We start from the raw sequence: 25,759 nt of genomic DNA on the forward strand, positions 1-25,759 counted from the left end.
AACCACATGAATAATATATATAAGAAACTCAGCATCGTAGCTTTGCTTGCTGGAGCAGCAGTTTACCTGTCGAGCTGTACAAAATTGGATGTCGCAGCGAAGTCTGCACTTACACCAAGCAATTTCCCAACAACAGCTGCACAATTTGTGGCAGCAACAGGTCCTATTTATACTTCATTCCGCACCTCACCTGGCCGCGAGTACTGGCTGTTACAAAATCTTAGTACAGACGAAAGCGTATTGGTAGCCCGCGGCGGTAACTGGTTAGACGGCGGCACATACTCCACTGTAAATTTACATACCGTAACACCGGATAACGGCATGATAGAATCATGCTGGTCATGGGGGTACACAACCATCAGTAACTGTAATAAGGTATTGTCGTTATTTACTTCAGCACCCGAAAGTGCAGCCAAACAACAAACCATTGCCGAAGTAAAAACCATGCGGGCCATGTCATACTTTTATATGATGGATTTGTTTGGTAATGTGCCTATATCTAAAACTTTTGGCGATACCACCAATTTAGGCACACAACCAAGGGCACAGGTTTTTGCTTTTATTGAAAGTGAGTTACTGGCGCAAATCCCAAATTTGAGTGCAACCGTAGGTGTCTCCACTTATGGCAGGCCTACAAAATATTTGGCGTACGCCATTTTGGCTAAAATGTATCTGAATGCAGAATACTACATCGGAACGCCAAGATACCAGGATGCGGTTACCATGTGCGATAACATTATACAGGGAGGTCAATATAGTTTAGATAGTGATTATTTAGGCATGTTTAAACCAAGTAACGGCCCGGCGGTAAAAGATTTTATTTTTGCCATACCCTATGACGCTTTACTGGCACAAGGCATGTATTACGCAAGGTGGACAATTAACCCCAATTTAGCTGCTAAGTATAAATTGCCGTACACTCCCGATGGGCCTGTATATACCTATAAACAATATTACGCCTTGTTCAACGATGCTAATGACATCCGCAAAAAACAATATCTTGTAGGCAAACAGTACAATAACGACGGAACACCTATTAACATTACCACAACTAATATAGGTCTTGATGCCAGTTACAGCGGCCCTAACCCTACTGGAGTTGTTGTACATCAATTGGAATTTACCCCGGACATTGTATGGAAAAACAACGCGACTTTTGATATTGGCAATGATGAGCTTGCTAATGAAGAAGGCTACAGAAATAATAAATTTTATCCGGATAGCCTGAGTACCACCCGTAACCAAAGCAACGATGTGCCTATGTTTAGGTATGCCGATGTTTTATTGGAAAAAGCCGAAGCCATATTAAGGGGAGCACCTGCTACCAACGGCCAAACTGCATTATCATTGGTTAACCAGGTGCGTACACGCGCCAAAGCTACCGGCCTTGCTTCTGTAGCATTGCAGGATATATTGGACGAACGGGGAAGAGAGTTGGCTATGGAGTGTTGGAGAAGAAACGACATGATCAGGTTTGGGCAATTTGAAAAACCATGGGGTATAAAAACTGATGCTAATCCCAATAAACGCATTTTCCCTATTCCAAGGCCAGAAATGCAGTTGAACCCTAAATTAACCCAAAATCCGGGTTATTGATAGTTCTTATTTAAATCCCCGGCCATTTATGACCGGGGATTTATTTCTATCTTTCTTCAATAAAACCGATTATCATAATTTTGATCATAAGCAGATAGATGAAAACCAAACAATGGTTTTAAATCATTTAAAATAGTATGAGATCAACCCTATTATTTATATTTTCAGTAGTCCTTATTAACACAGCATTTGCACAGCAAAAGGTATATAATATCAAGACCCTTGGAGCCATAGCTGATGGTAAAACCGATAATACCCGCATTATCCAAAAGGCCATTGACGAGGCCTTTGAAGCAGGGGGGGGCACAGTTTGGTTTCCGGCTGGTAAATTTGTGACCAGCGTAATTCATTTACGATCAAATGTGGAATTACACCTCACCTCAGGCTCTGAGTTATGTGCATCTATAAAGCGTATTACCTATGGTTCTGGAAAAGCATCCCCGTTGATCAGGGCGGAAGGACAGCAAAATATTTCCATCACCGGAAAGGGTACTATCAATGGGCAGGGTGAAGCTTTGTTAAAAGATATTTACCGGATGCTAAACGATGGGACGCTAAAAGATACGGAATGGAAAACCTATAACGACTGGCACCAATTACGCCCCGAAGAAGATAACAGGCCTAAGCTTATTGTTTTTGAGAAATGCGATCAGGTTAAGCTTAAAAATATTACCATTAAAAATGGGTTATGCTGGATACAGGATTACAGAAACTGTACCAACATGGTTATTGACAGCATCAAAGTGACCAGCAATACATTTTTAAACAATGACGGGATAGATCTGGTCGACTGTAAAAATGTGAAGCTGACCAATAGCTTTTTTAATGTGGCCGATGATGGTATCTGCCTTAAATCATCTGATCCGCAAGGTGCCTGCGAAAATATATATGTCGCTAACTGCCGGGTGCGTTCAAGCGCCAGTGCCTTTAAAATGGGAACGGCTTCCCATGGCGGGTTTAAAAAAATAACAGTTCGTAATATTTATGTGTACGATACTTATCGTTCAGCTATCGCCATTGAATCGGTAGATGGCGCCGTGATAAGCGACATTGATATTAGGGATGTGGTTGCAAAAAATACCGGAAATGCCATCTTTATCCGCTTAGGGAAACGAAATAAAAAGAGCTCGCCGGGATCAATTAATAACGTTTACATCGGTAATGTTAAATGTGAGGTACCAGCCGGCAAACCAGATGCGGGTTATCACATGGAGGGGCCACCCGAACAGTTTGCTCATAATGTTTTCCCATCATCTATTACAGGTATACCGGGTTTTGCACCCAATAACATTACGCTTGAAAATATCGCTATCAATTATCATGGTATCGCCAAAAAACAGGTTGCTTATTTTAACACAGATTCTTTAACCAAAGTCCCTGAAAAAATAGCTAACTATCCTGAGTTCTCCATGTTTGGCGAATTACCTGCCTCCGGATTTTACGTAAGGCATGCTGCTGGTATAAAAATGAAAAATATTAGTATCACTTATGCAGGCAAGGACTTTCGCACGCCCTTTATTTTTGATGATGTAGATAAGCTGACTCTTGAAAAGGTAAACGCAAGTCACAACGATGTGTTACCCATCATGATCCTGAACGGTGTCAAAGATCCCTTATTGCAAGATATACAACTAAAGGGAAATGATAAGAAATTTATTAAAATACAATAACTTAATGAATTGGGAGCAAAGAGTTATTAAAAGAACTAAAAAATGATGACAGGTAATAAAGGCCGCCTCAAATATTTATTGATCTGCCTTATTTGTAGTGTTTTTACCAATGCCCGTGCGCAATTAAACTTGCCGGCTTCATATGCGCTCATCAAAAGAGTAATACCAGATTATGCGCAGAAATTTAAAGTCCAGGCACTACAAAGCAATACGGCAAAAGATGTTTTTGAGGTTGATGGTGCCAATGAGATGATCATTTTGCGGGGAAACAACGGCATCGCGGTGGCTTCGGCATTGTATTATTATTTAACACAGTACGCGCATTGCCAAATAACCTGGAATGGCACGAATTTGAATTTGCCCGCTAAATTACCTATACCAACTAAAAAGGTTAGGAAAGATACACCTTATGATTACCGCTACTATTTAAACTATTGTACTTATAGCTATAGCATGAGCTGGTGGGACTGGAAACGCTGGGAAAAGGAGATTGATTGGATGGCCTTGCATGGTATTAATATACCACTGGCAATTACGGGGCAGGAATATGTATGGAACAAGGTATACACCAATATGGGATTTAGTAAAACCGATATGCAGGACTTTTTTACCGGTCCGGCTTACTTTGGATGGTTTTATATGGGTAACATGGATAAATGGGACGGCCCTTTACCCGAGAGCTGGATAAATAACCATAAAGATCTGCAATTAAAAATACTAAAAAGAGAAAGAGAATTGGGTTTAAAACCCGTACTGCCAGCCTTTACAGGACATGTTCCTGCTTCGTTTAAAACACATTTTCCAAAGGCTAAACTTAAGCAAACCAATTGGAAAAACGGTTTTGCCGATACTTATATACTGGATTCTGAAGACCCTTTGTTTGCGGAGATCGGCAGGAAATTTATTCAGGAACAAACCAGGATCTACGGAACAGATCACCTGTATTCGGCCGATACCTTTAATGAAAACGAGCCGCCGTCAAATGATCCGCAATTTTTGGCTGAATTGAGCGCCCGTGTATATGATGGTATGAAGGGCGCTGATCCAAAAGCGATTTGGGTTATGCAGGGCTGGTTGTTTTACAGCGACCGCGAGTTTTGGCACGATCAGCAAATCAAAGCTTTATTAAATGCTGTGCCTAATGAACACATGATCGTTTTAGATCTGAATACAGATTTTGAACCCATCTGGAAACGCACCAACGCGTTTTACGGAAAGCCCTGGATTTGGAATATGCTGCATAATTACGGTGGCAATATCAGTTTATTTGGCAGGATGGATGCTGTGGCAAAAGAACCCGCCGCCGCTCTTCATGACCCCGCTTCAGGCCGGATGGTGGGTATTGGCTTAACTATGGAGGCTATTGAACAAACGCCCGTTTTGTATGAACTGATGACGCAAAATACCTGGCAAAAAGAGCCTATTGACCTGGATAAGTGGTTGCCCGAGTATCTACTGAACCGATATGGGGTAAAAAATACAGCTGCATTGGAGGCCTGGCAAACACTGCGGAGTACTGTCTTCAACGGAAAAGACATTCGTGATGGTGCCGAATCGATCATTACCGGCAGACCTACGCTTGATTCTGCAGCTGTGTGGACACGCACCAGACTGAACTATAAACGTAAAGACTTTTTACCCGCGTGGGATAAAATGATAGAAGCCATTCCGGCTTGCCAGAAAAGCGAAGGGTTCAACTATGACCTGGTTGACGTTTCACGTCAGGCCCTGGCCAATTATGCCAGGCCGCTGCAGTTAAAATGGCTGAAAGCATATCAAGATAAGGACCGCCAGGCATTTGATCAATACACCTCCGAATACCTGGAGCTTATTGCGGATATGGATAAGTTGCTGGCTACCCGGAAAGATTTTTTACTGGGTCCCTGGATATCAGATGCCCGTAACTGGGGAGATAACGAAGAAGAAAAAAACCTGTATGAGCGTAATGCCCGTAATCTGATCACTCTTTGGGGCGACCAAAACAGTCCGCTGCACGAATACTCCTGCCGGCAATGGAGCGGTTTATTGAATGATTTTTATAAAGTACGCTGGCAGCAGTTTTTTGACCTGCTGGGCGAATCGTTGAAGGCTGATAAGATGCCTGATCTTAAAGCTTTTGATAAATCGATAAGCGCATGGGAATGGCAATGGGTTAATACCCGCAAAAACTACCCAGTATCGCCTTCGGGAAACAGTGTGACGGTTGCCAAACAGTTGTATATAAAATACAGGAAAGCAATGGGAGAAGATTTAAAATAAGATGGAAACAAACGCCACCTCAAATTCTGTAAAGCCTGCCCGACTGCTATCGCTTGATGCCCTGCGTGGTTTTGATATGTTCTGGATCATGAGCGGAGAAGGGGTTATCCACGCGCTGGCTAAAGCCACAGGCTGGCCTTTATTTTTATGGATGTCGGGCCAGCTACACCATACCAACTGGAATGGTATCACATTTTATGACATGATCTTCCCGCTGTTTTTATTTATTGCCGGGGTTTCCGTGCCTTATTCCATGAGTAATAAGGTAGGTAAATATGGGGTTGCCTATCCTAATTTATTGCCCGCTAACGCAAAAAAGGAAATCTACAGATCAATGGTTAGGAGAACGCTGATCCTGATCTTTTTAGGTATGGTGGTTAATGGGCTGTTTAAATTTAATGGTTATGAAAATACCCGTTTTGCGAGTGTGTTGGGACGTATTGGCCTGGCCTGGTTTTTTGCAGGCCTCATCTATCTGAATTTTGGTTTACGGGGACAGGTGTGGTGGTTGGGTATATTATTGCTGGGTTATTGGGCTGCTATGGAGCTGATCCCGGTTCCGGGTTATGGAGCCGGCGTTTTAACAATGAACGGCAGTCTTGAATCGTATATAGATCGTCTATTGCTTCCTGGCAGGTTACATGACAAAGTACATGACCCCGAAGGGATATTATCCACTATCCCGGCAATTGGTACGGCTATGCTGGGCATATTTACCGGTCAGTTTTTGAAATACGAATCAGCAAAATGGCCGATGTGGAAAAAGGGGCTGGGGCTTTTTATCGGAGGTCTGGTATTAATATCCCTGGGATTGTTATGGAACATGGCTTTCCCGATCAACAAACGTTTATGGACAAGCTCTTTTGTTTTGTTTGTTGGTGGGTGGAGTTTAATATTTCTTTCGGTTTTTTACTTAGTTATTGATGTTGCGGGTTACCGTAAATGGGCATTTCCATTTGTACTTATTGGTGTAAATTCTATTGTTATATATTTAGCAGCCGAGGGGATGGTTGACTTTCAACATACCGCTAATTTCTTATTTGGAGGGCTTATTGCTCACCTGGCCCAGAATTGGCAAACCTTCTGGGCTGCGGTTTCGATAGTTATTGTACAACTCACCTTTCTGTATATTTTATACCGGAATAAAATTTTTCTAAAGATCTGAATCGTTAATTAAAATTGGATACCGCAGCTTACTTATGAAGTTTAATATTTCAGGCAAAAGGAAAGCGGTTTTTTCTTTCCTTTTGGTTATCATTAGTTGCCTTTCCTTGTTTACCATAAGCCGCTATACTTCGATCATTGCTTTTATTACACCATTTGCCGGGTCGAGCCAGTTTTTGAACTCGCCTGTGACTCTGTCAAATTGTACACGGTGGGTAATGTAATTAGCCGGTTGCACCAAGCCTTTTTTCATGGAGGCAATAACATGCTCAAAATCTTTACGGGTAGCATTGCGGCTGCTCATTAATGTAGCCTCACGCTTATGAAACTCGGGGTGGCTAACATTAATGTCACCCTTCTGCAAACCGACAAGTACATATCTTGCTCCATGGGCCATATAGTTAAAGCCATTATTAATTGCTTTCAAGCTGCCTGTGGCATCTATCACTACTGTAGGCATGTCTCCTTTTGTTATTGAGGCCAATCGTTCCAGCACATCTTCGGTCAATACGTTAATAATGTGGTCAACCTTCAGTCTGTCCCTGCAAAATTCAAGTCTTTTTGTGTTGAGATCCATTGCAATTACTTTGGCCCCTGCAATGCGGGCAAACTCCATTATTCCAAGGCCTATGGGGCCTGCCCCTATAACCAATACATATTCACCGGGTTTTACATCCGCCCGCCTGATTCCATGCGCACCTATCGCCAGGGGTTCTACCAAAGCCAGTTCATCATAGCTTAAGCCATCACCATGTACCAGCGAATAGATTGGTACATTCAGGTATTCGGTCATTCCTCCATCCACATGAACGCCACAAACATTAATTTTAGCACAGCAGTTAGGCTTTCCAGATCTGCAGGCAATACAAACACCACAATTAAAGTAGGGAATGAATGTAACGATCTCTCCCTTTTTAAAACCTGGCGCACCATTCGGCTCCACCAACTCCCCTGAAAGTTCATGTCCCAGGATGCGTGGATAATTAAAATAGGGCTGTGTACCTTCAAAGGCATGCAGGTCCGTACCGCATACACCTATTCTCCTGATCCTGATTTGGGCATGTCCCTCTTTTATATCAGGTCTTTCTTTTTCTTTAAAAACCAATCTGCCTGGTTCTTCACAAATAATGGTTTGCATATGATTGATGGTTAAAGCTGAAAAATCTGATCCATGATTACCCATTTTTCCCCTTCTTTTGCCCAGGGTAGGGGCTGTTGAAATATCCACATTAACTGTTCCCATTCTTGCACTCTTGGATTAAGTGCATCCATCGCTGCTTTTTTTTGGGGCTCATAATGATCGCTGGTTTCCATGATCATAAACAAGCGGTTGCCTGTACGGTAGATCTGCATATCCCAGATTTCGGCCTCCACTATACTTTTGCGTATTTCAGGCCAGCTGTTTTCTGCTTTGTGCCAACGCTCATATTCTGCTATCAGGTGTGGATCATCCTTTAAGTCAAGGGCCAAACAGTATCTTTTCATAGTATATTAAATTTTATAAATAAGCGGCAGCATATGCTGTTTCAATTAAGCCGTATTTTTTCATGTCTTTCCAGAACTCGGCCGGGATTTTTAAAGAGGTCAACGCCACATTTTGCGCCACTCTTTTTGCATTGGTGGTACTCAAGGCAATGCTTTTAACACCTGGAGCGTTTAGCCCGAATGCAACACAGGCATCTGCGGGTTGTAATTTATGTTGGTTACACAGCTGATAAAATAATTCCCGCCAATGATATAGGCCTTTGTCCCTTATCGGGTCAGTTAACCGATAATTATAATAAGCTGATCCCGTTAAAAAACCGCCATTAAAGACAGCGGAATTGATGATCAGGGTTCCCTGTTTTTCAAGCTCCTGCATAAATTCCACTAATTCCCGTGGATGGCTGTGAATCGTCAAGCTGTTGGCTATCATTACCCAATCCAGCGTTACGTCATCAGTTATTTTTTTGATGATCCGCCAATCTTTCGAACCCACACCAATACCCTTTACTTTACCATGCCTCTTTAATTCATTCAGCGCGCAGTAAGCATCCAATATATCCCGGTACCGTCTCGTCCGGTCCTGCTCGTCCTTCGCTGCCGCAAGATACTCGTCGGGGTCATGCACAGATACCAGTTCTGCCCGATAAGCGCCCAGCAACTCATTTCCCTGTTCATAACATTCCAGGATACCTTCGTAACTTATCCGCTGAACGGCATCATATTTTAGATCGCGCCATACTCCGGGTTCGAAAGTTGGCTCAGCTGTTGTTAATTCAGTACGCAGCCAACCCAGCTTATTGCTGATCAGCACATCTGAAGGGGGGACGTTCAGTTGTGTTAAGGAGCTTCCCAGCGATTCCAGGGCGAGTCCGGCGCCATATTTACCGGCTGAATCAAATACAACTGGTTTAGGGGAACACCTGATGCTTTCTGCAACAATAGCCCGCTTTGCCTCATCAGAAAGTGCTACGTATAAATTTCCTAAACTACTGGTTCCGAAAATTATTTGTGGTAAACTGACTTCTTTCATGTGAATGAATTATTGTTAAAGGATAGCGGAAACCGGTAAACTTTCCGGCTCTACTTTTACACGGTAGCCTTTTAATCCAAAAAATGCCACTACTACAAAACAAAGCAATGGTACTACATATCCGTATTGGATATTACCTGTCGCATCGCTGATGTAGCCAAACGCCCTCGGTAAAACGGCACCACCAACAATAGACATAATGATCAGACTGCTGCCGAATTCCGTATCACCCTTTAATTCTTTTATACCCAGTGCGAAAATAGTTGGGAACATGATGGACATAAAAAAGCAGATGCCGATGATGGTATAAATAGTTATCATGCCGTGGCCCCAAATAGCGACTGTACAAAGTAAAATATTGATACCTGCGTAGATGGCCAGTAAATGGGTAGAACTGTAATAACGCATCAGGAAAGTGCCGATGAATCTGCCGATCAGGAATGCCAGGCCGCACAAACCTACATAGTCGGCTGCCTTTACTTCCGATAAACCGGCTGCCTTTGTAGCATACAGGATAAACAGGCTGAAAACACAAACCTGCGCCCCCACATAAAAAAATTGCGCGGCAACTCCCCAGGCCAAATGACGGTGCTTCAGGGCGTGGAAAATGTTTTTACTGGCTGCATGCCCCTCATGCCGTTGGATCCGGGGCAGGCGGGTAAAGGCAAACAGGATGGCAATGATGACAAGTATGCTACCCAGTACAAAGTAGGGTGCTTTCACGGAAGAGGCCTCGGCCGCCAGCGCCAGTTTGCGACCCTGCTCTGTCATTAAGCTTAGTTGTGATGGGGTATAACCTTTTGTAAGTATAATACGCCCCCCAATTATAGGCGCCAGCGTTGTAGCCAACCCGTTAAACGATTGCGCAAAGTTAAGCCTTTGAGTAGAGGTTGCCGGGTCGCCTAACGAAGAAGCATATGGATTGGCGGCTGTTTCTAAAATGGTTAATCCGCAGGCAATGATAAACAAGGCTACCAGGAAAAACGTGTACTGCTGGGTATTGGCTGCTGGTATAAACAAGTAGGAGCCAAATGCAAAAATAAGCAGGCCGGTTATAATGCCTGTTTTATAGCCGTATTTTTTCATAATAAAGCCCGCTGGCAAAGCCATCAAAAAATAAGCTATAAACACCGCCGAATCCACCAGTGTAGCCTGAACGGTTGTAAGTGTAAATGATTTCTTGAGGTGCGGTATCAATATGGGATCCAGATTATGAGCAAAGCCCCACAAAAAGAACAAACTGGTAATTAATATAAATGCGAAAAGATCTTTATTTTTTGTCATAGCCGGATATTGTATTTTTATATTTTCTCTCGCAGATGCTTAATTAGTGGCAGAAATCTTCGCTACCCATCCGCCTGCGTTATCCAAATGGATATTGATCACTGAAGTCGCCGAAACTGCTCTTTTAGATCTGGTTAAACTTTGTGGAGACGATAACACATCGGTCCAGGACGACAGGGTATATTTACCTGGTGATAAAAAATCCGTTTTCAATTGCAATGTCCTTTCAGCGTCGTTGGTCATCGCGCCAACATACCAGTCCTTCCCACATCTTTTAGCAATAATGATGTATTCGCCGGGGTATCCACCCAACACCCTGGTGTCATCCCAAACGGTAGGCATATTGTTTAAAAAATCAGCGCCTGGCTTACCTAAAATATGCTCAGGCGCATCACAGTAAACCGTAAAAGGACTTTCATAAATCACAAATTTTGCCAATTCCGCACAGCGGCTGTTCATGACCTGGGTAGGGCTGCCTTGTCTGAACTCAGATTTCTTCATATTTAAAAATCCACCAGGAGTGTAATCCATCGGTCCGGCCAGCATACGGGTGAATGGCAGAGTGGTATTGTGCCCGGCAGTTATCCGGGTTGAAAATTTGGAATATTCTTCGCCTAAAACCCCTTCCCGTGTAATCATATTAGGATAGGTACGCATAATACCGTCCGGTTTAAAAGCCCCATGAAAATCAACCATCAAATGGTACTTTGCGGCGGTTTTAATAATACGGCGGTACCAGTTTACCATTTGCTGATCGTCCCGGTCCATAAAATCAATTTTAATCCCTGCAATTCCCCATTGCTCATATATTGGAAAAGCTTTTTCAAAATTATCATTCCGGTTTACATCCGAACTGTATAACCAAAGCCAGCATTTAACCTTTTTGGATTTAGCGTATGCTAATATCTCCGGCATATTCAATTGTGGTGCTGGTTTAGTTATGTCAGCCTCCGGTTTGTTGAACGGTCCGTACCATTGCCAGTCGATGAGCATATAGGGCCAGCGTTGTGCCGATGCCAGGTCTATGTATTTTTTGATCGTTGGCATATCCATCTTCACCTCCCCACTCCACCAGTTATCCCAGGCGCTCATGCCTGGTTTAATCCAACTGGCATTTTTTAATGCACATGGTGGATTCAGATTTTGTATTAACTCCGATTCAATTAATTTACCCGGAGAATTGGCCAGCATGACCACCCGCCAGGGTGTAAGCAGATCATTTGTAAACCGAGCCTTAACCCCGCTCTCATTTTCGCCGGGCAAGGGCGATAGCTTGGTAACCAGGCCGACTTTACCAGTCGCACCGGTATCCGTTTTTAACGACCCTATGTAAAATCCGGGATAATTATCAATATTTGCTTCTGTAATAGCTGCATAATGATGCTGATCCAACTCTACCAGTAGGGGTAAACCGGCAATCGTTTTTTCCGTGATGTGGTTCAGTGTCCGCGGCCAGAACTCCGTCTCTTGAGAAGAAGTATAACTGCCGTAATCGGCCACCCAGCTCTTTGCAAGTGCCGGTAAATTAAAGCTCGTAAGTTCCCTGATAATCTGCCTGTCGCCAATTTTATCCGCTCCGAATAATTGATAGCGAAAAGCGACGCCATCATCATAAGCCCTGAAAAATATATTCATTCGGCGCATTTGTCCGAATTTTTCCACCAGCGACAACACTAATTCGTTATAACGATCGGTGATAGTCCCGTGCTTTGATTTCACTACCGGTACCCAGACTTGGCTAATGGAATGCTCTACATGATCGGTTACGGTCATATCGGTGCCAATAGCCGGCTCATTTTTAAATTCAAAACCAAGAGATGAAGGATGTATGATTGTTAAACCATTATTGGAAACAGTGTACTGCAGTTTCGTGCTATTACTTATTTCCACAATAGTTTTTTTATCCGGCGATGCCAGCTTAAAAGTTTGCGCGAACGAGGTAACTGCCAATGAAACAATAATGATCAGGACATAATAAAATTTCAGATTCATGATATGGTTTAAATAGCTCCCTCAATTTTTAAAACGAATGCATCTTTACCAGGGGCCTGTTCCGGCAATTTTACTTTCAAACCTTCGGCCGTTTGCTGATAACTCAGTTTATCATTGCCAAGCAGGCTTACTTGGCTTACTTTACCAATCTGATCATTTGTTGCTAACTTTTTAATCAGGGCTTCCTTCTCCGCCGGCCAGCCGAGCATAGTGGCGTAAAGCGTTTTGCCTTTTGTGGTAAACCGGATATCTTCGGCTCCAAATGGCTTACCCTTGCCTTCGTTAAAACCCTGCGCATTGATAGGCGCGGCTGATTCTATGGCCGGACCTTCACCAAATACTTTCCAGGGGCGGGTGCCGTAAATTGCCTCACCGTTCACCTGCATCCAAGCCCCAATGTTTTCAACTACGGCGCGTTCTTCACTGTCAATAGTGCCATCACCACGTACCGGGATATTCAACAACAGGTTGCCATTTTTACTTACGATATCAACCAGGGTATGCACGACTGTTCTGGCGCTTTTGTAGCCTTTACCATCAAATATACGGCGATTATAATGCCAGTCGCCAATACAGGTATCCGTTTGCCATGGTAAAGGTTCTATTTGATTGCTTTGCCCGCGTTCAATATCCCATATCATACATTTGCGCTGTTGTTGATCCAATATTTTACCAAACAGTGCCGCTTGCAGCTTACCATGTTTTTTAATACTGGTATTGTACATATGTGCTGCTATTTTTAAACCGGCATCACTTACAGGCCAAAGAGGTAATGCGGTATCGTCAAAATAAATCAGTTCGGGGCCGTACTTATCTATCAGCTCTATAGTGCGGTTCAAAAACTTATCACAATAAGCTTTATTGGGCACACTGGCACCATTGCCCCAGGCCCATTGAGCGCCTATGCTATCGTCGTTAAGACTATTTTTACTTAATTCGTGATTTTGCGCATATAATTCCTGTGGATCATAGCCATTCCACCATTTGCCCGCGCCATCAGCTTTAGTAAGTTTGCCATCATAGGGGATGCCTGCATAGGGACCGGTTTTATCTGCGCGTTGGGCAACCTCATACCAGGTCCAGGGGTGCGATGCGTGTACTGTTACGCCAAAAGGCAGACCGTGTTGTTTGGCAGCTTTTGCCCAACCGCCAATCAGGTCTTTTTTGGGGCCCAGTTTGGTAGAGTTCCAGCTTTGATATTTGCTGTCATAAAGATCGAAGTTATCATGATGATTGGCCAGGGCCATAAAATATTTAGCACCGGCACGTTTATATAAGCCCAACAATTCATTGGGATCCCAGTTCTCCGCTTTCCATTCATTAATCACGTCCTTGAATCCGAATTTTGAAGGATGTCCATACTTTTGAACGTGATATTTATAATGGTCGCTGCCTTCCTGGTACATACCGCGGGCATACCAGTCACCGTGTTCTGGCTGACATTGTGGCCCCCAGTGTGCCCACATACCAAATTTGGCATCACGAAACCAGTCCGGCACCTGATATTGACTCAATGAATCCCATGTCGGCCTAAATGGACCGGAAGCAATATCCGCGTTGGAATCGAGCGTTAGCAAACTGTTTCCATAAAGTTTCGACAGGTATAAGGAGGATAATCCCGTGGCCAAACCTTTGATGAGTGTTCTTCTTTTCATAATTGGGTTTTGTGATTCGTAATAAATAGCTATGCCGACCTGTTATCCGAAATTTTATTAAGGTTCGATAAGTCTCTTTAGCTCTAATTGGTTGATCCGCAATTGATGCATTCCCATCAATAGTTGATAAATCAAATTTCTTTGAAATAATATCTAAATAATTGACTTAATAGGACTTTTTTTTATACAAAACCGACTTTTTGTTTATATTGAAGCGACGAGGACAATAAAGCCGGACCCGGTTATAGGAGGGTACGCCTCCAAACGAATATTTAATTAACCTGTCTTATACATTGTGCATTATGATCAAACGAGCGCTAAAGCATACATTTTCATTAGTGAATGTGGATCATGTAAATCTTATAAAAAAAACAACTTGATCTGGTTAATTTCAAAATCAACCTAAATGATCAAATCAGCTTAATCAATTCATTGGGAGTTTATACGATTTTGTCCGGATGAACTCCCAATGATTGAAAAAATCTGATTCAACTGTTATTTATTTTTCAGCCTTATGATCTTAAATGAATAGGGTTCAACCGCCAGTTTCAGGGTATTACCTGAAATAGAAATAGTACCTTGAACAGGGCTAACCGCGGTTGGTGCTGTTAATGAGTTTTCCGCATCTTTGTTATCAGCTTTCAGCGTAATTACGGAAGCCTGCTTTTGGTAGCCTTTTGAACCGGTAATTTTAAAGCTTACATTTTGTGCCGAGGTGCCTGTGTTTACAAATTTGATCACGAGTTCGTTGGTGTTCTTATCTAAACAGGCGGTTGCATAGCTGTCATTTTGCCCGGCTACGGCTTCGTTATTTAGAGTAAGCGGTACTACATCTGTCCCTTTATTGAGCGAGAATAATTGTTGCACATAATAATTTGGCGTGGCATAGCTTTTCAGGTTATCAAACCAGATGAGGTTTGGTGTCCATTGCCAACCCTCTACATGGGCAAACAAGGGAGCATAGGATGCCATGTTCACTACATCGGCATTCCGTTCCAAACCAGTCATGAAGGCTGCTTCAGAAAGCGCACATTCCCAATTATTCTTATTTTGCGGGTTTACCGTAGCTGCGCTTTGCGCAGCGTATTCGCCCGCGAAGATCTTAGGACCCTTACGGTCATAGTGATCATAGCGGCGGGCATTATCCCTAAACCATTTTGGAGGGGCGTAATAATGCTCGTCCAGAATATCTGCCCCTAAACTCCGGAATGTTGTATTTAACAGGTCAAACTCCTTGCCTTCAGGCGCCGGCCCCAAAGCCGATATGATCTTTACATCAGGGTATTTGCTTTTGATGGCTTTAGTGAAAATTTTCCAGCGGTCGATATATTGAAGTCCCCACTGCTCGTTACCTACACCTATCATTTTTAAATTAAACGGTGCCGGGTGACCAAGATCCGTACGCAGTTTACCCCATTTGGTGCCCGCATCGCCATTGGCAAACTCGATCAGGTCAAGCGCGTCCTGCACATATGGATCAAGTTTATCCAGGGGTACCAATTCGCCGGTATTAAATTCACAGGCCATACCGCAATTTAATATCGGCAATGGTGAGGCACCGATATCTTCGGCGGTCATGAAATACTCCATAAAGCCCAAACCAAACGTCTGATAATAATCAGGTGTCGGGCGATGTTTAAATTCGGTATTCCAGCGGTTAATAATATTCTCGCGGTGATCAACCGCGCCTATGGTTTTTTTCCATTGATAGCGGTTATTGAGGTCGCGGCCTTCCACAATACAGCCACCAGGGAAACGTAAAAAACCGGGCTTAAGATCGGCCAGTTTTTGGACCAGGTCGGCCCGTAAGCCACCCGGCCGGTTTTTCCAGGTATGCTCGGGGAACAGGGAGATCATATCCAGATCAATAATACCTTTACCGCTCATCCAAACATATAATTGCCCTTTTTGCGCTGTAGCGCTTGATTTAAATTTTATGCTGTAACGGTTCCATTCTTTATCCGTGGGTGTCAGTTCGGCTTTACCTATAATGGCGTCATTATCGCCGTGTAACTCAATGTTCAGTTTTACGTTGGCATCACCTTCCTGCTTAGCTATTACCGAAAAACTGTATTCCTCACCTTCCTTAATCCCCATTCCGCGAAAGCCCTCGTTCGAAAAACCATAGAAACCGGCATCCGTGGTAATATAGCTTTTTATGAAATGTGCATTCTCCGGTCGCTCAATAGCACGGTTAATTACTTCCGTACGACCATCGCCGCCATCTTTTTTTTGTTCTTTCCAGGCCATTAAAGGCATGTTGAACTCGAACGATCGGTTTTTTACCAGTTCGGCATATACACCGCCGTCGGCAGCAAGGTTAATATCCTCAAAAAATATCCCATACATGGTCGGCTGGATATGCGCCTTCACCTGATCGGCCGCTATAGTATATTGTGTTTGCGCATGTACTGTACTAAAAGTACCGGCGGCGCACAGCATTAAAAAAGCCTTTTTTAGCATAGCTTATTTATTTGGAGAATTTGTAAATGGTAACCGTATGGTAGGTTTGCCCTGGCTTTAGCACAGTTGAAGCAAATGACGGCTGATTGGGTGCATCCGGAAAATGTTGGGTTTCCAAACAAAATGCGGAACGGTATGGATATGCTTTGCCGCCTTTACCATCTTTGGTTTGGCCTGTTAAGAAATTGCCTGAGTAAAATTGCAAACCTGGCTCATCCGTGAATACTTCCATAGTAATACCTGTTTTGGTGCTTTTAACGATAGCAACCGGTGCAGTGAGCGTATGCTTATTTAACACAAAATTATGGTCGTAGCCCTTGCCGTTTTTCAATTGCTCATCGGCAGTGCCGATATCTTTCCCAATAGTTTTTGGTGCGGTAAAATCAAACGGGGTACCTTTAACCGGCTGCAGCTTGCCTGTCGGAATAAGTGTAGTATCAACCGGCAAAAACGCGTCGGCATTTATTTGTATGCTGTTGTCGGTAATAGTGGGGCTGCCCGCACCGTTCAGGTTAAAGTATGCGTGGTTAGTTAAGTTAACGATCGTAGTTTTATCGGTAGTGGCTTTGTATTCTATTTTAAGTGAGTTATCATCACCCAAAGTATAAACTACCGTTGCTGTTAAATTACCGGGATAACCGCCTTCACCATCTTTTGATACATAAGTAAGTTCCAGTTGCGAAGCGCTTAGTTGCTTAGCCGAAAAGACTTTACCATAAAAGCCATTAAAGCCGCCGTGCAGCGTATTTACACCATCATTAATATCCAATTGATAGGCTTTACCGTCAAGCATAAACTTACCTTTAGCTATACGGTTACCGTAACGGCCGATGATTGCTCCGAAATAAGGCTCTTTTGGTTTTTGGTAACTTTTAAGGGAATCGTAACCTAAAATAACATCGGTGGCTTTACCGTCTTTATCAGGTACCAGCAAGCTTACCAGTCTGCCGCCGTAATTAGTAATAGCTACGGTAGCACCGCCGGTATTTTTCAGGGTGAAGAGTTTTACTTTTTGTCCCTGTACATCGGCTTCAAAATTAGCCGAATCGGGTATCGATTGAGTAGTTACCGAGGTCGAATCTTTCGTGGTTGAATCAGTTGTTTTTGGATTACCGTTGCAAGCCGCAAAAAGCGCTGCCGAACAGCTTAACATCATTAATAAATTCTTGTTATTTTTCATAATTTAAGGTGGTTAGCTTGCCTTTTTAAAGCATTGCTGTTTAACTATTATAATTTCCAGACAAATAATTGGTTTAGCTGATGGTTAGGAATCAGCGAGACCAATGTATAAAAATTAATTTATAATTGTTAAAAAAACACTTAAAATTTTTGAATAAAAAAGCCCGCCTCGCGCGGGACTTTCTTATTCAAAAATCAAATATTTCAACTATTTACCAAAACTTAGCATAAAGCATGGTAAGGAGTATCAGTGTAACCACGATCAGAGCCATGGTTGATTTTTCAACCTTGAACATGCTGCTCGGGATTTCAAATGCTTTAGCATTAACTTTCGGGCCAGCTAAGCTGATGGCTACCATTACAATAATGGTGAACATGAACGATAAGCCCATACAGATCAGGAACGGAATTTCATAACCACCCTTGCCATTAGGGAAAGCCGAGTAAAGGAATGTTTCGTGCCCGAATAGGGCAGGGGCATAATTATTAAACAATACCGACATCAGGAAGCCTGTTAAAATACCGGCGATAGCTGCCGCACCTGTTGTACGTTTCCAAAAGAAACCTAAAATAAAAATGGCAAAGATGCCCGGACTGATAAAGCCGGTATATTTTTGGATAAAAGTAAAGCCACCCTCGCCGCCGATGCCTAAAAGATCTTTCCAGGTTAGCATGATGGAGAATATAAGGGCGGCTAAGATGGTAAGCCTGCCCACAACAACCATGTTCTTTTCGCTGGCTTCTTTGCGGATATGCTTTTTGTAGATATCAAGTGTAAAAATGGTTGAGATGCTGTTGGCTTTACCGGCAAGTGAAGCGACAATAGCCGCCGTTAAAGCCGCTACCGAAAGCCCTTTTAAGCCTGTTGGCAAAAAGCCCAGTATAGCCGAGTAGGCATTATCCGAATTAAAATGACCACCCGATGCCATTTCCTGTTGCAATGCACCGTTCTTGTATAATACGTAAGCGGCAATACCCGGTAAAACCACAATAACCGGCATGGCCAGTTTCATTAAACCAGCAAAAAGGATCCCGGTACGGGCGGTTTTTAAGTTAGCGCCTAAAGCTCTTTGAGTAATGTACTGATTACAGCCCCAGTAGTTCAGATTCACGATCCACTGGCCTGCAAAATACATGGCAATACCGGGAAGCGCCAGGTATTTGTTGATCTCTTCCTGCGGCGCACCCGGCTTTGGTTTAGCCATCATCATTTTGAAGTGATCTGGCGCGTCACTCATCATTTTATTCAAACCCGCCATGGCGTCTTTGCCCAGGCCAAAATGGTCACTCACCAAAGTAAGCGCTATATAGGTGGTAGCCAAACCGCCAATAACCAGTACCAATACCTGTATCACATCGGTAAAGCCGATCACTTTCATACCACCCAGCGTAATAAACAGGGCAAAAATGGATAACGCGATGATGATCTCATGCAGGTATCCGCCGCCCATTAAATTGTTAATAGCTAAAGCACCAAGATAAAGTATGGAAGTAAGGTTAACCAATACATACAACAGCAGCCAGAAAATGGCCATAATAAAGCTCACAGTTTCGTTGTATCGCGTGTGCAAAAATTGCGGCATCGTGAAAATCTTATTTTTCAGGTACACCGGTATAAACCAAACAGCCACAATAATGAGCGCAATAGCTGCTACCCATTCATAAGCCGCAACGGCCAAACCTACGGCAAAACCCTGCCCGCTGGTGCCTATGAATTGTTCTGCCGATATGTTAGACGCAATCAGTGAGGCGCCAATGGCCCACCAGGTGAGTGAACCCTCGGCCAGAAAAAAGTCGTGACTGTCTGATACGCCTTTGACTTTTTTACGGCTGTATACCCAGTACCCATAACTCGTAACAATAATAAAATAGATTACGAAGATCACGTAATCGATAGTGGAAAATTTGTTCATTATTTGGTTTAATTAGTTTGATTGGCTTGTGGCTTAGTTAGCCTGATTAATTAGGTAAAAGAATACGTTTTTTAAGTGTGTTTTTTACAATTATAATTTAAGCTAAAACTATATTTTTTATTTTTAAAACGCAATGGCCATTTTGTGTTTTTTATTCCACCGAAATTCATCACCTCTTACGGTAGGTTAGGATCAGCTCTCCTCTCCTGTAAATACGAGGTAACCCCTCATCTTTTATTTTCCGGTGACCGTGTGGTATAAATTATTCTCTTCTGTTTATAGTTTAATCTATAAAAATCTTCTTATCAAATTGTGATCTTCTCACTGATTAGTAAGAAATAAGAGATAGTGTTGTCGGTTGTTTTCAAACACTTAGGTCCTAAACGTGTTTATTACAAGTTGATAAATCGTTTGTCTATGCAACAGAAAACTGATCCCCAGGACTTCGAAAAGAGATTTTTGGAATGCGACGATAAATTTAATACCATATTTAAGCTTACCAGTGCAGCCAGCAAGATAATTGCCCCTGACCTGACCATCTTAAAGGTCAATGACGCGCTGACGGAATTAATGGGGTACAGCGCAAGTGAAATTGAAGGAACCAAGATCCTGGAGCATGCCTGCGACGCGTATCGCCAGCATTGGCATGAACTGCAAATGGAACTATGGTCGAACAAGCTGCCTTTTTTTAAGCTTCAGGCCTGTCTTCATAAAAAAGACAAATCCCTGGTATGGGTAAACGTAACCACTATCCTTTTTAAGGACCAGGGTGAAACTTATGGGTTCACGGTTCTGGATGATATTACCGGACTGAAAGATTTCGAAGAAAGTCAGAAACGGTTGAATATGGCTTTGAAGTATTCAAGAATGGCAGTTTGGCAAATGTCAATAAAAAATAATGCGGTTCACCGTTCCGAAGGGCATGATGAGCTATTTGGCTATGACAAGTTGCAGCCAAAATGGACAATCGAAAGTTATCTGCCACTGATATGGGAAGAAGACCGCCCTAAGTTTTTGTCGGCAATCCAATCATTACCCGACCATAAATCGGTGGATCTTCAATTACGGCTTATAACAAAGGATGGATCGCTTAAATGGGTAAATTTTCAGGGCAAAATAGAAGATGATCCTTCTGGTAATGCCGACAAAGTATTGGGAACAATAGCAGATATCACAAGAGATAAGCTGGCCGAGAGGCACAAAGACGATTTTATAAGTATTGCCAGCCATGAGCTCAAGACGCCGATTACCAGCTTGAAAACATCCCTTCAGCTTTTGGCCAAGATGCAAGAGGGTTTACCGGATAGGTTAAAAGCACTGGTTGCCCAGTCCAATCGAAGTGTGGATAAAATTGTTGTCTTGGTTGATGATCTGTTAAATGCCAGTAAGACGTATCAGGATCAACTTGACTTGAAAAAGACGACATTTAATCTGCACACGGTTGTCGAAGAATCCAGTGGGCATTTGCGTTTGGAGGGTTCACACGATGTGGATATTAGCGGCCCTTCAGACTTAATGGTTACTGCTGATGCCGAACGCATTGAAAGAGTGATTATTAATTTCCTGAGCAATGCCATTAAATATGCTCCGAACGCCAGAAAAGTTAATATCAATATCGAAGAGACGGGGACAGCAGCAAAAGTGTCGGTTACAGATTATGGACCGGGTATACCGGAAGATAAGCTTTCTCTTCTGTTTAACCGCCATTATCAGGCGGGTAAGTTGGATACCCAATATAGCGGGCTCGGCCTTGGGCTATTTATCAGTTCTGAGATTATCAAGAAGCATGGCGGAGCAATAGGGGTGGATAGCAAAGTCGGTTCCGGGAGTACCTTTTGGTTTACCATCCCGCTTTAGATATCTGATATCCATTTTTGTACGGGATGAAGGTTATGGGATTTCGCCAGCGGACCAGAAGCATCTTTTTGAAAAATTTTACTGTAGACTTTATATCCATGGTTCAGGGTTACGAAGCCATCATATACTCATCAACCTTCGCCTTGAATTGATTGATATCAAAAGGCTTGCTAATAAATCCATCGCTATGGGTATTTTTCAGGATTTCCTTCTTGCTTCGGTGTGCTGACATTAGCAGCACCGGAATATGTGCGGTAGCCGCATTCTCTTTCAGTTGTCGGCAGATTTCGACTCCATCGCCGTCCGGCAGCATAATATCGAGAACAATTAAGGCCGGTAATTCCAGGGAAAGACCTTTTTTAAGCGTGTTTACATCTGGAAACAGTTGTACCTGGTACAGGTCATCCTTTAAGATATAATCAATGAGCAATCTGATGTCCTCATCGTCTTCAACAACAAACACTTTTTTTGTGGACATAAAATATCAGTTATACATAATATACGTGTATAAGGCCGTTTTAGTTTGTAAAAGCTGGTAAAGCAAATGTAAATGTCGCTCCATGGCCCTGGGTGCTTTCCACCCAAATCCTGCCGCCATGCCGGTCGATAATGTCTTTGGATATATAAAGTCCCAGGCCGAGCCCGGAGGTGTTTCGCTCGTGTTCTTTAACGCGGTAAAACTGGCTAAAGATCTGCTGCTGGTTTTCAATCGAAATACCCGGGCCCTGGTCTTTCACAGAGATATGAATCTCACTTCCGATCCTGATAGCAGTGATGGTTATCTCGTTTGCTTCCGGGGCGTACTTAACAGCATTACCCAGTAAATTGGTGAGCACCTGTTCCAGCCGCATTTTATCGCCCGACACCAAAAGTTCTCCGTCTGCCGACATTTTTAAATGATAGGCGGTATGAGCCTGCTCAAACGTATCAGCGACCTCGTTCAAAAGATTCGAAAGATCAAAAGGTTCAAAGTTCAATTGTAGTTTGCCTGCCTGAATTTTAGATATATCAAACAGGTCATTGACCAACTCGTTGAGTTTGGCCAACTGGTTCAGCGCCTTTTCTGCGAAAATTTTAGCAGTGCCATCCGGAACCGCTCTTTGTAATACCTGCAAAAAACCGCTCATTGAAGTCAGTGGCGTTTTAAGCTCATGGGAGGCCAGGGCGATAAATTCATCTTTTTTATCGCTCAGATTCTTTACTTCCTCAAAGAGCCTGGAATTATCTATGGCAACGGCAGCCTGTGATGCTACAGTAACAACCAGATCCTCATGCTCTTTTTTAAAAATGCCAGCCTCTTGATGACCAAAAAAAAGGCCACCGATGACCACGCCCGAATGAGTAATAACCGGAACCGCCAGATAACTTACAACCTGCAAATACTCTTCGGGCATACCAAAATATGGTGAATTTTTTCCATAACGCGGATCTTTAGTAATGTCATCAATCCGCACAACGCCCTCACCGCTAAAAGTCTGCTGGAAAACAGCTGTGTTGCGAGGTATGGGAAAGTTCTCAAAAGTCGCCTTCGACGCACCGGAAATGGTATAAAGCCAAGAGGATTCGCCAGCCTGATCTACCTGGTTATAAATGAAGGCTCCGAAGTCCGCGCCGATAAGCCTCGTGGTAGCATCGGTCACTTTTTGTAAGATGTGTTGTAGATCAAGGTCCTCGTTAATACTCTTACTAATCGAATTAAGAATTTCCATACGCTCCATGCTTTTAGCGATGGACCGTTCCGCTTCTTTCTGCGCTGTAATATTCCGGGCTATTTTGGAAGCCCCAATAATTTCGCCGGTTTTATTGAGGATGGGAGACACAGTTAGTGATATATGCAACTGTTGTCCCCCTTTGGTTCTGCGGATAGTCTGAAAATGATCTACTTTTTTTCCGGCACGAATGTTTTCGATAATAACGTCTTCTTCATCCAAACGATCCGGCGGTATTAGTAATGAAATATGTTGACCGATAGCCTCCTGCTCCGTATAGCCAAACATATTTTCTGCGCCGATATTCCAGCTGGTGATGATACCCTGTAGGCTTTTACCGACGATGGCATCGTCAGAACTAGCGACAATGGCTGCCAGTCTGGCCTGCTTCTCTTCGGCAGCATTTTCTTCGATGATACTGCGGGCAATTTGTGACGACCCTATAACTTGTCCTTCCGGGTCTCTGATTGGCGAAATGGTTATAGATACAGGTATTTCGAGACCCGCCATGGTTCTGCGAATCGTTTTGAATTGCCCGATCCGCTTCCCCGCTATAATATCACGCATGATGTCGCTTTTTTCCTGTTGCCGGTTCTCTGGGATCAGGAGGTAAACAGATTCATCGATTATTTCCTCATGGCTATAGCCGAATAGTTGTTCAGCTGCCGGATTCCAATGGGTAATCCGCATATCAAGGTCATGGCAAAATATCGCGTCGTCAATGCCTTCAAATATGGATTGCAGGGTTAATAGTTCTTGTGAATGCTGAAGTCTGGTCATTAGTATTCGGGCGGCCAGAAAACGGCATTATCTGTTCAGTGGCTCTCATTGTTTAATTTAATGTATTAATAACCGCAAAAACGCGGAAAGGTTTTAAGTCTGCTTTAAAAGCCAGAAGCCATCATCGTATTTATAACCTATGATCAAAGACCATCAAAAGGATATTAAAGAATTTGAAGATGTCAGGTCAATGATGTTTTACCATGATACAAGACGTCAAATACAAATTCCGTGATCTAATCTTGGAAGAAAGTGTAGGTCACTGAATTAGATTGAACTAACTTGCACTAAAGGTTTTAAAAAAGAGGGGGATCGATTTTGAAAAAAGTTGGTTTTTGACCTAAAAATCGCGTTTAAACAAAAAAGAGCCTCTTTTTCAAGAAGCTCTTTTTTCAAAACGTTCGACCTGTTGGGTGGTCTTTGTGATCCCGCTGGGACTCGAACCCAGGACCCCAACATTAAAAGTGTTATGCTCTACCAGCTGAGCTACGGAATCTTTCTTTCAACTTTTTCGATTGTGTTACCGTTTCCGTTTAAAGTGGTGCAAATATAGAAGTATTTGATATATGGCGCAAGTCTTTTTTTGAATTAATTTGTAAGTATTTTTTAAGGCATTCATTGCCAATAAGCTATAATTTAAAAATCGCGATTTTGCCTCCATTTCCAGCCAATAAAATCATTTTTCCATGCCTGGCTTTAATGCAAACATTAAAACTGACGCTGTCTATCTGCCTCCAGGTGCGGCCGCCATCCATCGTTATATTACTTCCGGAAGTTCCTGTGGAAAGAAATATGTTGTCTTTAATGTATTCTACACATGACTGAAAACCTAAAGTCCCTTGGGTTGGGCTGTTGAAAATAGGCGGATGAACTGTGAAAATAGTGGCAACAGAATCTGTTCTTTTATCGTTTTCATAATCGCCGCCAACTATTATGATCTTGTTTTTTCCGATGGCTAAAGAGAATGCCCCCTGGCTGACTTTGGAATGAATAAGGGGGAGATTGGTATAATTATATTCAGGTTTGCTATCCATGCGGGTAATTATTCTGCTGCTTTTACCTCCGGATACAATAAATAATTTCCTGTTATATATTCTGAAACAGGTACCGCTGGCCGCAAAGGCTGCTTCGTTTGGTAGGGCAGTAGGAGGATTGGATACATTAGTCCATGTTTCGCCGCCATCTTTAGTTTCCATTAATAAAAACTTGTTTTGAATAGGATCACCAAGGATATACCCATGCTGCTTGTCGGCAAAATCCATGGCATCAAAAAAATAGGTAGTATCGGTTTTTCGATATTTTTCCTGCCAGGTTTTACCACCATCAATGGTTTTTAACACTAATGATGGTGTACCAGAGCTCATAACCACTGCTTCTTTGTTCGAAAATGCTTCAATATCCCTGAATTCAGATTTTTCATAACCTTTTATCTGTTGCCAATCCCAGGTTTTTCCTCCATCGTTGGTAATCGCAATGTATCCTTTACTACCACTGATCCACGCTGTTTTATCATTTACAACAGATAGCCCCCGAATACTTGTAGGTTTATCTTGTTGTAATAGTATCACGCTTTGCGATCTTGCGATTGGCGATAGAAATAGAAGTGGAAATAAAATGCTGGTAATGAGGTAGTATTTTGTTTTCATTGAATTGGATAAAGAATACAGTTTTATCCGAAATTAATTTAAAAGAGTGCAAATGACAATATTTATCAATTTTTATA

The 25,759-nt window shown here is 42.8% G+C and carries 17 protein-coding genes and 1 tRNA gene; 5 read left to right on the forward strand and 13 right to left on the reverse strand.

The genetic code is table 11. The features are described from left to right. The first annotated feature begins 6 nt into the window (after nucleotides 1-6). The 4 genes from ACNURT_RS10665 to ACNURT_RS10680 all read left to right on the forward strand — a co-directional run bounded on the left by ACNURT_RS10665 (nucleotide 7) and on the right by ACNURT_RS10680 (nucleotide 6,690). Nucleotides 7-1,596 (forward strand): RagB/SusD family nutrient uptake outer membrane protein, encoded by a 1,590-nt coding sequence (locus tag ACNURT_RS10665; RefSeq protein WP_419701738.1) that lies wholly within the window; start codon nucleotides 7-9, stop codon nucleotides 1,594-1,596. Between the two features lie 137 nt (nucleotides 1,597-1,733). Then, on the forward strand, nucleotides 1,734-3,266 hold the full coding sequence (locus tag ACNURT_RS10670; protein ID WP_419701739.1) for a glycoside hydrolase family 28 protein: 1,533 nt from the start codon (nucleotides 1,734-1,736) through the stop codon (nucleotides 3,264-3,266). A gap of 42 nt (nucleotides 3,267-3,308) precedes the next feature. Next, nucleotides 3,309-5,525, forward strand: a complete 2,217-nt coding sequence (locus ACNURT_RS10675) for an alpha-N-acetylglucosaminidase (RefSeq protein ID WP_419701740.1) — start codon at nucleotides 3,309-3,311, stop codon at nucleotides 5,523-5,525. Nucleotide 5,526: 1 nt separating this feature from the next. After that, nucleotides 5,527-6,690, forward strand: a complete 1,164-nt coding sequence (locus tag ACNURT_RS10680) for an acyltransferase family protein (protein ID WP_419701741.1) — start codon at nucleotides 5,527-5,529, stop codon at nucleotides 6,688-6,690. Between the two features lie 123 nt (nucleotides 6,691-6,813). Here the strand turns inward: ACNURT_RS10680 and ACNURT_RS10685 are convergent, their stop codons facing one another. The 9 genes from ACNURT_RS10685 to ACNURT_RS10725 form a co-directional block, all read right to left on the reverse strand. Next, on the reverse strand, nucleotides 6,814-7,827 hold the full coding sequence (locus tag ACNURT_RS10685; protein WP_419701742.1) for a zinc-binding alcohol dehydrogenase family protein: 1,014 nt from the start codon (nucleotides 7,825-7,827) through the stop codon (nucleotides 6,814-6,816). Nucleotides 7,828-7,838: 11 nt separating this feature from the next. Further along, entirely contained in the window at nucleotides 7,839-8,174 is a 336-nt protein-coding gene (locus ACNURT_RS10690; protein WP_419701743.1) for an L-rhamnose mutarotase, read from the reverse strand. A gap of 13 nt (nucleotides 8,175-8,187) precedes the next feature. Beyond that, on the reverse strand, nucleotides 8,188-9,204 hold the full coding sequence (locus ACNURT_RS10695) for an aldo/keto reductase (RefSeq protein WP_419701744.1): 1,017 nt from the start codon (nucleotides 9,202-9,204) through the stop codon (nucleotides 8,188-8,190). Nucleotides 9,205-9,219: 15 nt separating this feature from the next. Then, on the reverse strand, nucleotides 9,220-10,488 hold the full coding sequence (gene fucP / locus ACNURT_RS10700; RefSeq protein ID WP_370996657.1) for an L-fucose:H+ symporter permease: 1,269 nt from the start codon (nucleotides 10,486-10,488) through the stop codon (nucleotides 9,220-9,222). Between the two features lie 39 nt (nucleotides 10,489-10,527). Next, nucleotides 10,528-12,480: a glycoside hydrolase family 97 protein gene (locus ACNURT_RS10705; protein WP_419701745.1), complete on the reverse strand. Its 1,953-nt coding sequence runs from the start codon at nucleotides 12,478-12,480 to the stop codon at nucleotides 10,528-10,530. An 8-nt stretch (nucleotides 12,481-12,488) separates the two neighbouring features. After that, on the reverse strand, nucleotides 12,489-14,135 hold the full coding sequence (locus ACNURT_RS10710) for an alpha-L-fucosidase (RefSeq protein ID WP_419701746.1): 1,647 nt from the start codon (nucleotides 14,133-14,135) through the stop codon (nucleotides 12,489-12,491). 495 nt (nucleotides 14,136-14,630) lie between these two features. Further along, nucleotides 14,631-16,598 carry an alpha-L-arabinofuranosidase C-terminal domain-containing protein gene (locus tag ACNURT_RS10715; protein WP_419701747.1) on the reverse strand — a complete coding sequence of 656 codons (1,968 nt, stop codon included), beginning with the start codon at nucleotides 16,596-16,598 and terminating at the stop codon, nucleotides 14,631-14,633. Between the two features lie 7 nt (nucleotides 16,599-16,605). Further along, nucleotides 16,606-17,778 (reverse strand): aldose epimerase family protein, encoded by a 1,173-nt coding sequence (locus ACNURT_RS10720; RefSeq protein ID WP_419701748.1) that lies wholly within the window; start codon nucleotides 17,776-17,778, stop codon nucleotides 16,606-16,608. Between the two features lie 211 nt (nucleotides 17,779-17,989). Further along, nucleotides 17,990-19,690 (reverse strand): sodium:solute symporter family transporter, encoded by a 1,701-nt coding sequence (locus ACNURT_RS10725; RefSeq protein ID WP_370996662.1) that lies wholly within the window; start codon nucleotides 19,688-19,690, stop codon nucleotides 17,990-17,992. A gap of 417 nt (nucleotides 19,691-20,107) precedes the next feature. Between ACNURT_RS10725 and ACNURT_RS10730 the strand changes: the two genes are divergently transcribed. Continuing rightward, complete coding sequence (locus ACNURT_RS10730) at nucleotides 20,108-21,547, forward strand: PAS domain-containing sensor histidine kinase (protein WP_419701749.1); 1,440 nt, start codon at nucleotides 20,108-20,110, stop codon at nucleotides 21,545-21,547. Nucleotides 21,548-21,656: 109 nt separating this feature from the next. On the opposite strand, the gene ACNURT_RS10735 is transcribed toward ACNURT_RS10730, so the two are convergent. The 4 genes from ACNURT_RS10735 to ACNURT_RS10750 form a co-directional block, all read right to left on the reverse strand. Next, nucleotides 21,657-22,025 (reverse strand): response regulator, encoded by a 369-nt coding sequence (locus ACNURT_RS10735; RefSeq protein WP_419701750.1) that lies wholly within the window; start codon nucleotides 22,023-22,025, stop codon nucleotides 21,657-21,659. Nucleotides 22,026-22,065: 40 nt separating this feature from the next. After that, entirely contained in the window at nucleotides 22,066-24,036 is a 1,971-nt protein-coding gene (locus tag ACNURT_RS10740; RefSeq protein ID WP_419701751.1) for a PAS domain S-box protein, read from the reverse strand. Between the two features lie 423 nt (nucleotides 24,037-24,459). Beyond that, nucleotides 24,460-24,532, reverse strand: a tRNA-Lys gene (locus ACNURT_RS10745). Nucleotides 24,533-24,665: 133 nt separating this feature from the next. Next, complete coding sequence (locus ACNURT_RS10750; protein WP_419701752.1) at nucleotides 24,666-25,682, reverse strand: WD40/YVTN/BNR-like repeat-containing protein; 1,017 nt, start codon at nucleotides 25,680-25,682, stop codon at nucleotides 24,666-24,668. Nucleotides 25,683-25,759 lie beyond the last annotated feature (77 nt).

Origin of the sequence: Mucilaginibacter sp. NFX135, assembly GCF_048565145.1 — a bacterium.
Classification (GTDB): domain Bacteria; phylum Bacteroidota; class Bacteroidia; order Sphingobacteriales; family Sphingobacteriaceae; genus Mucilaginibacter.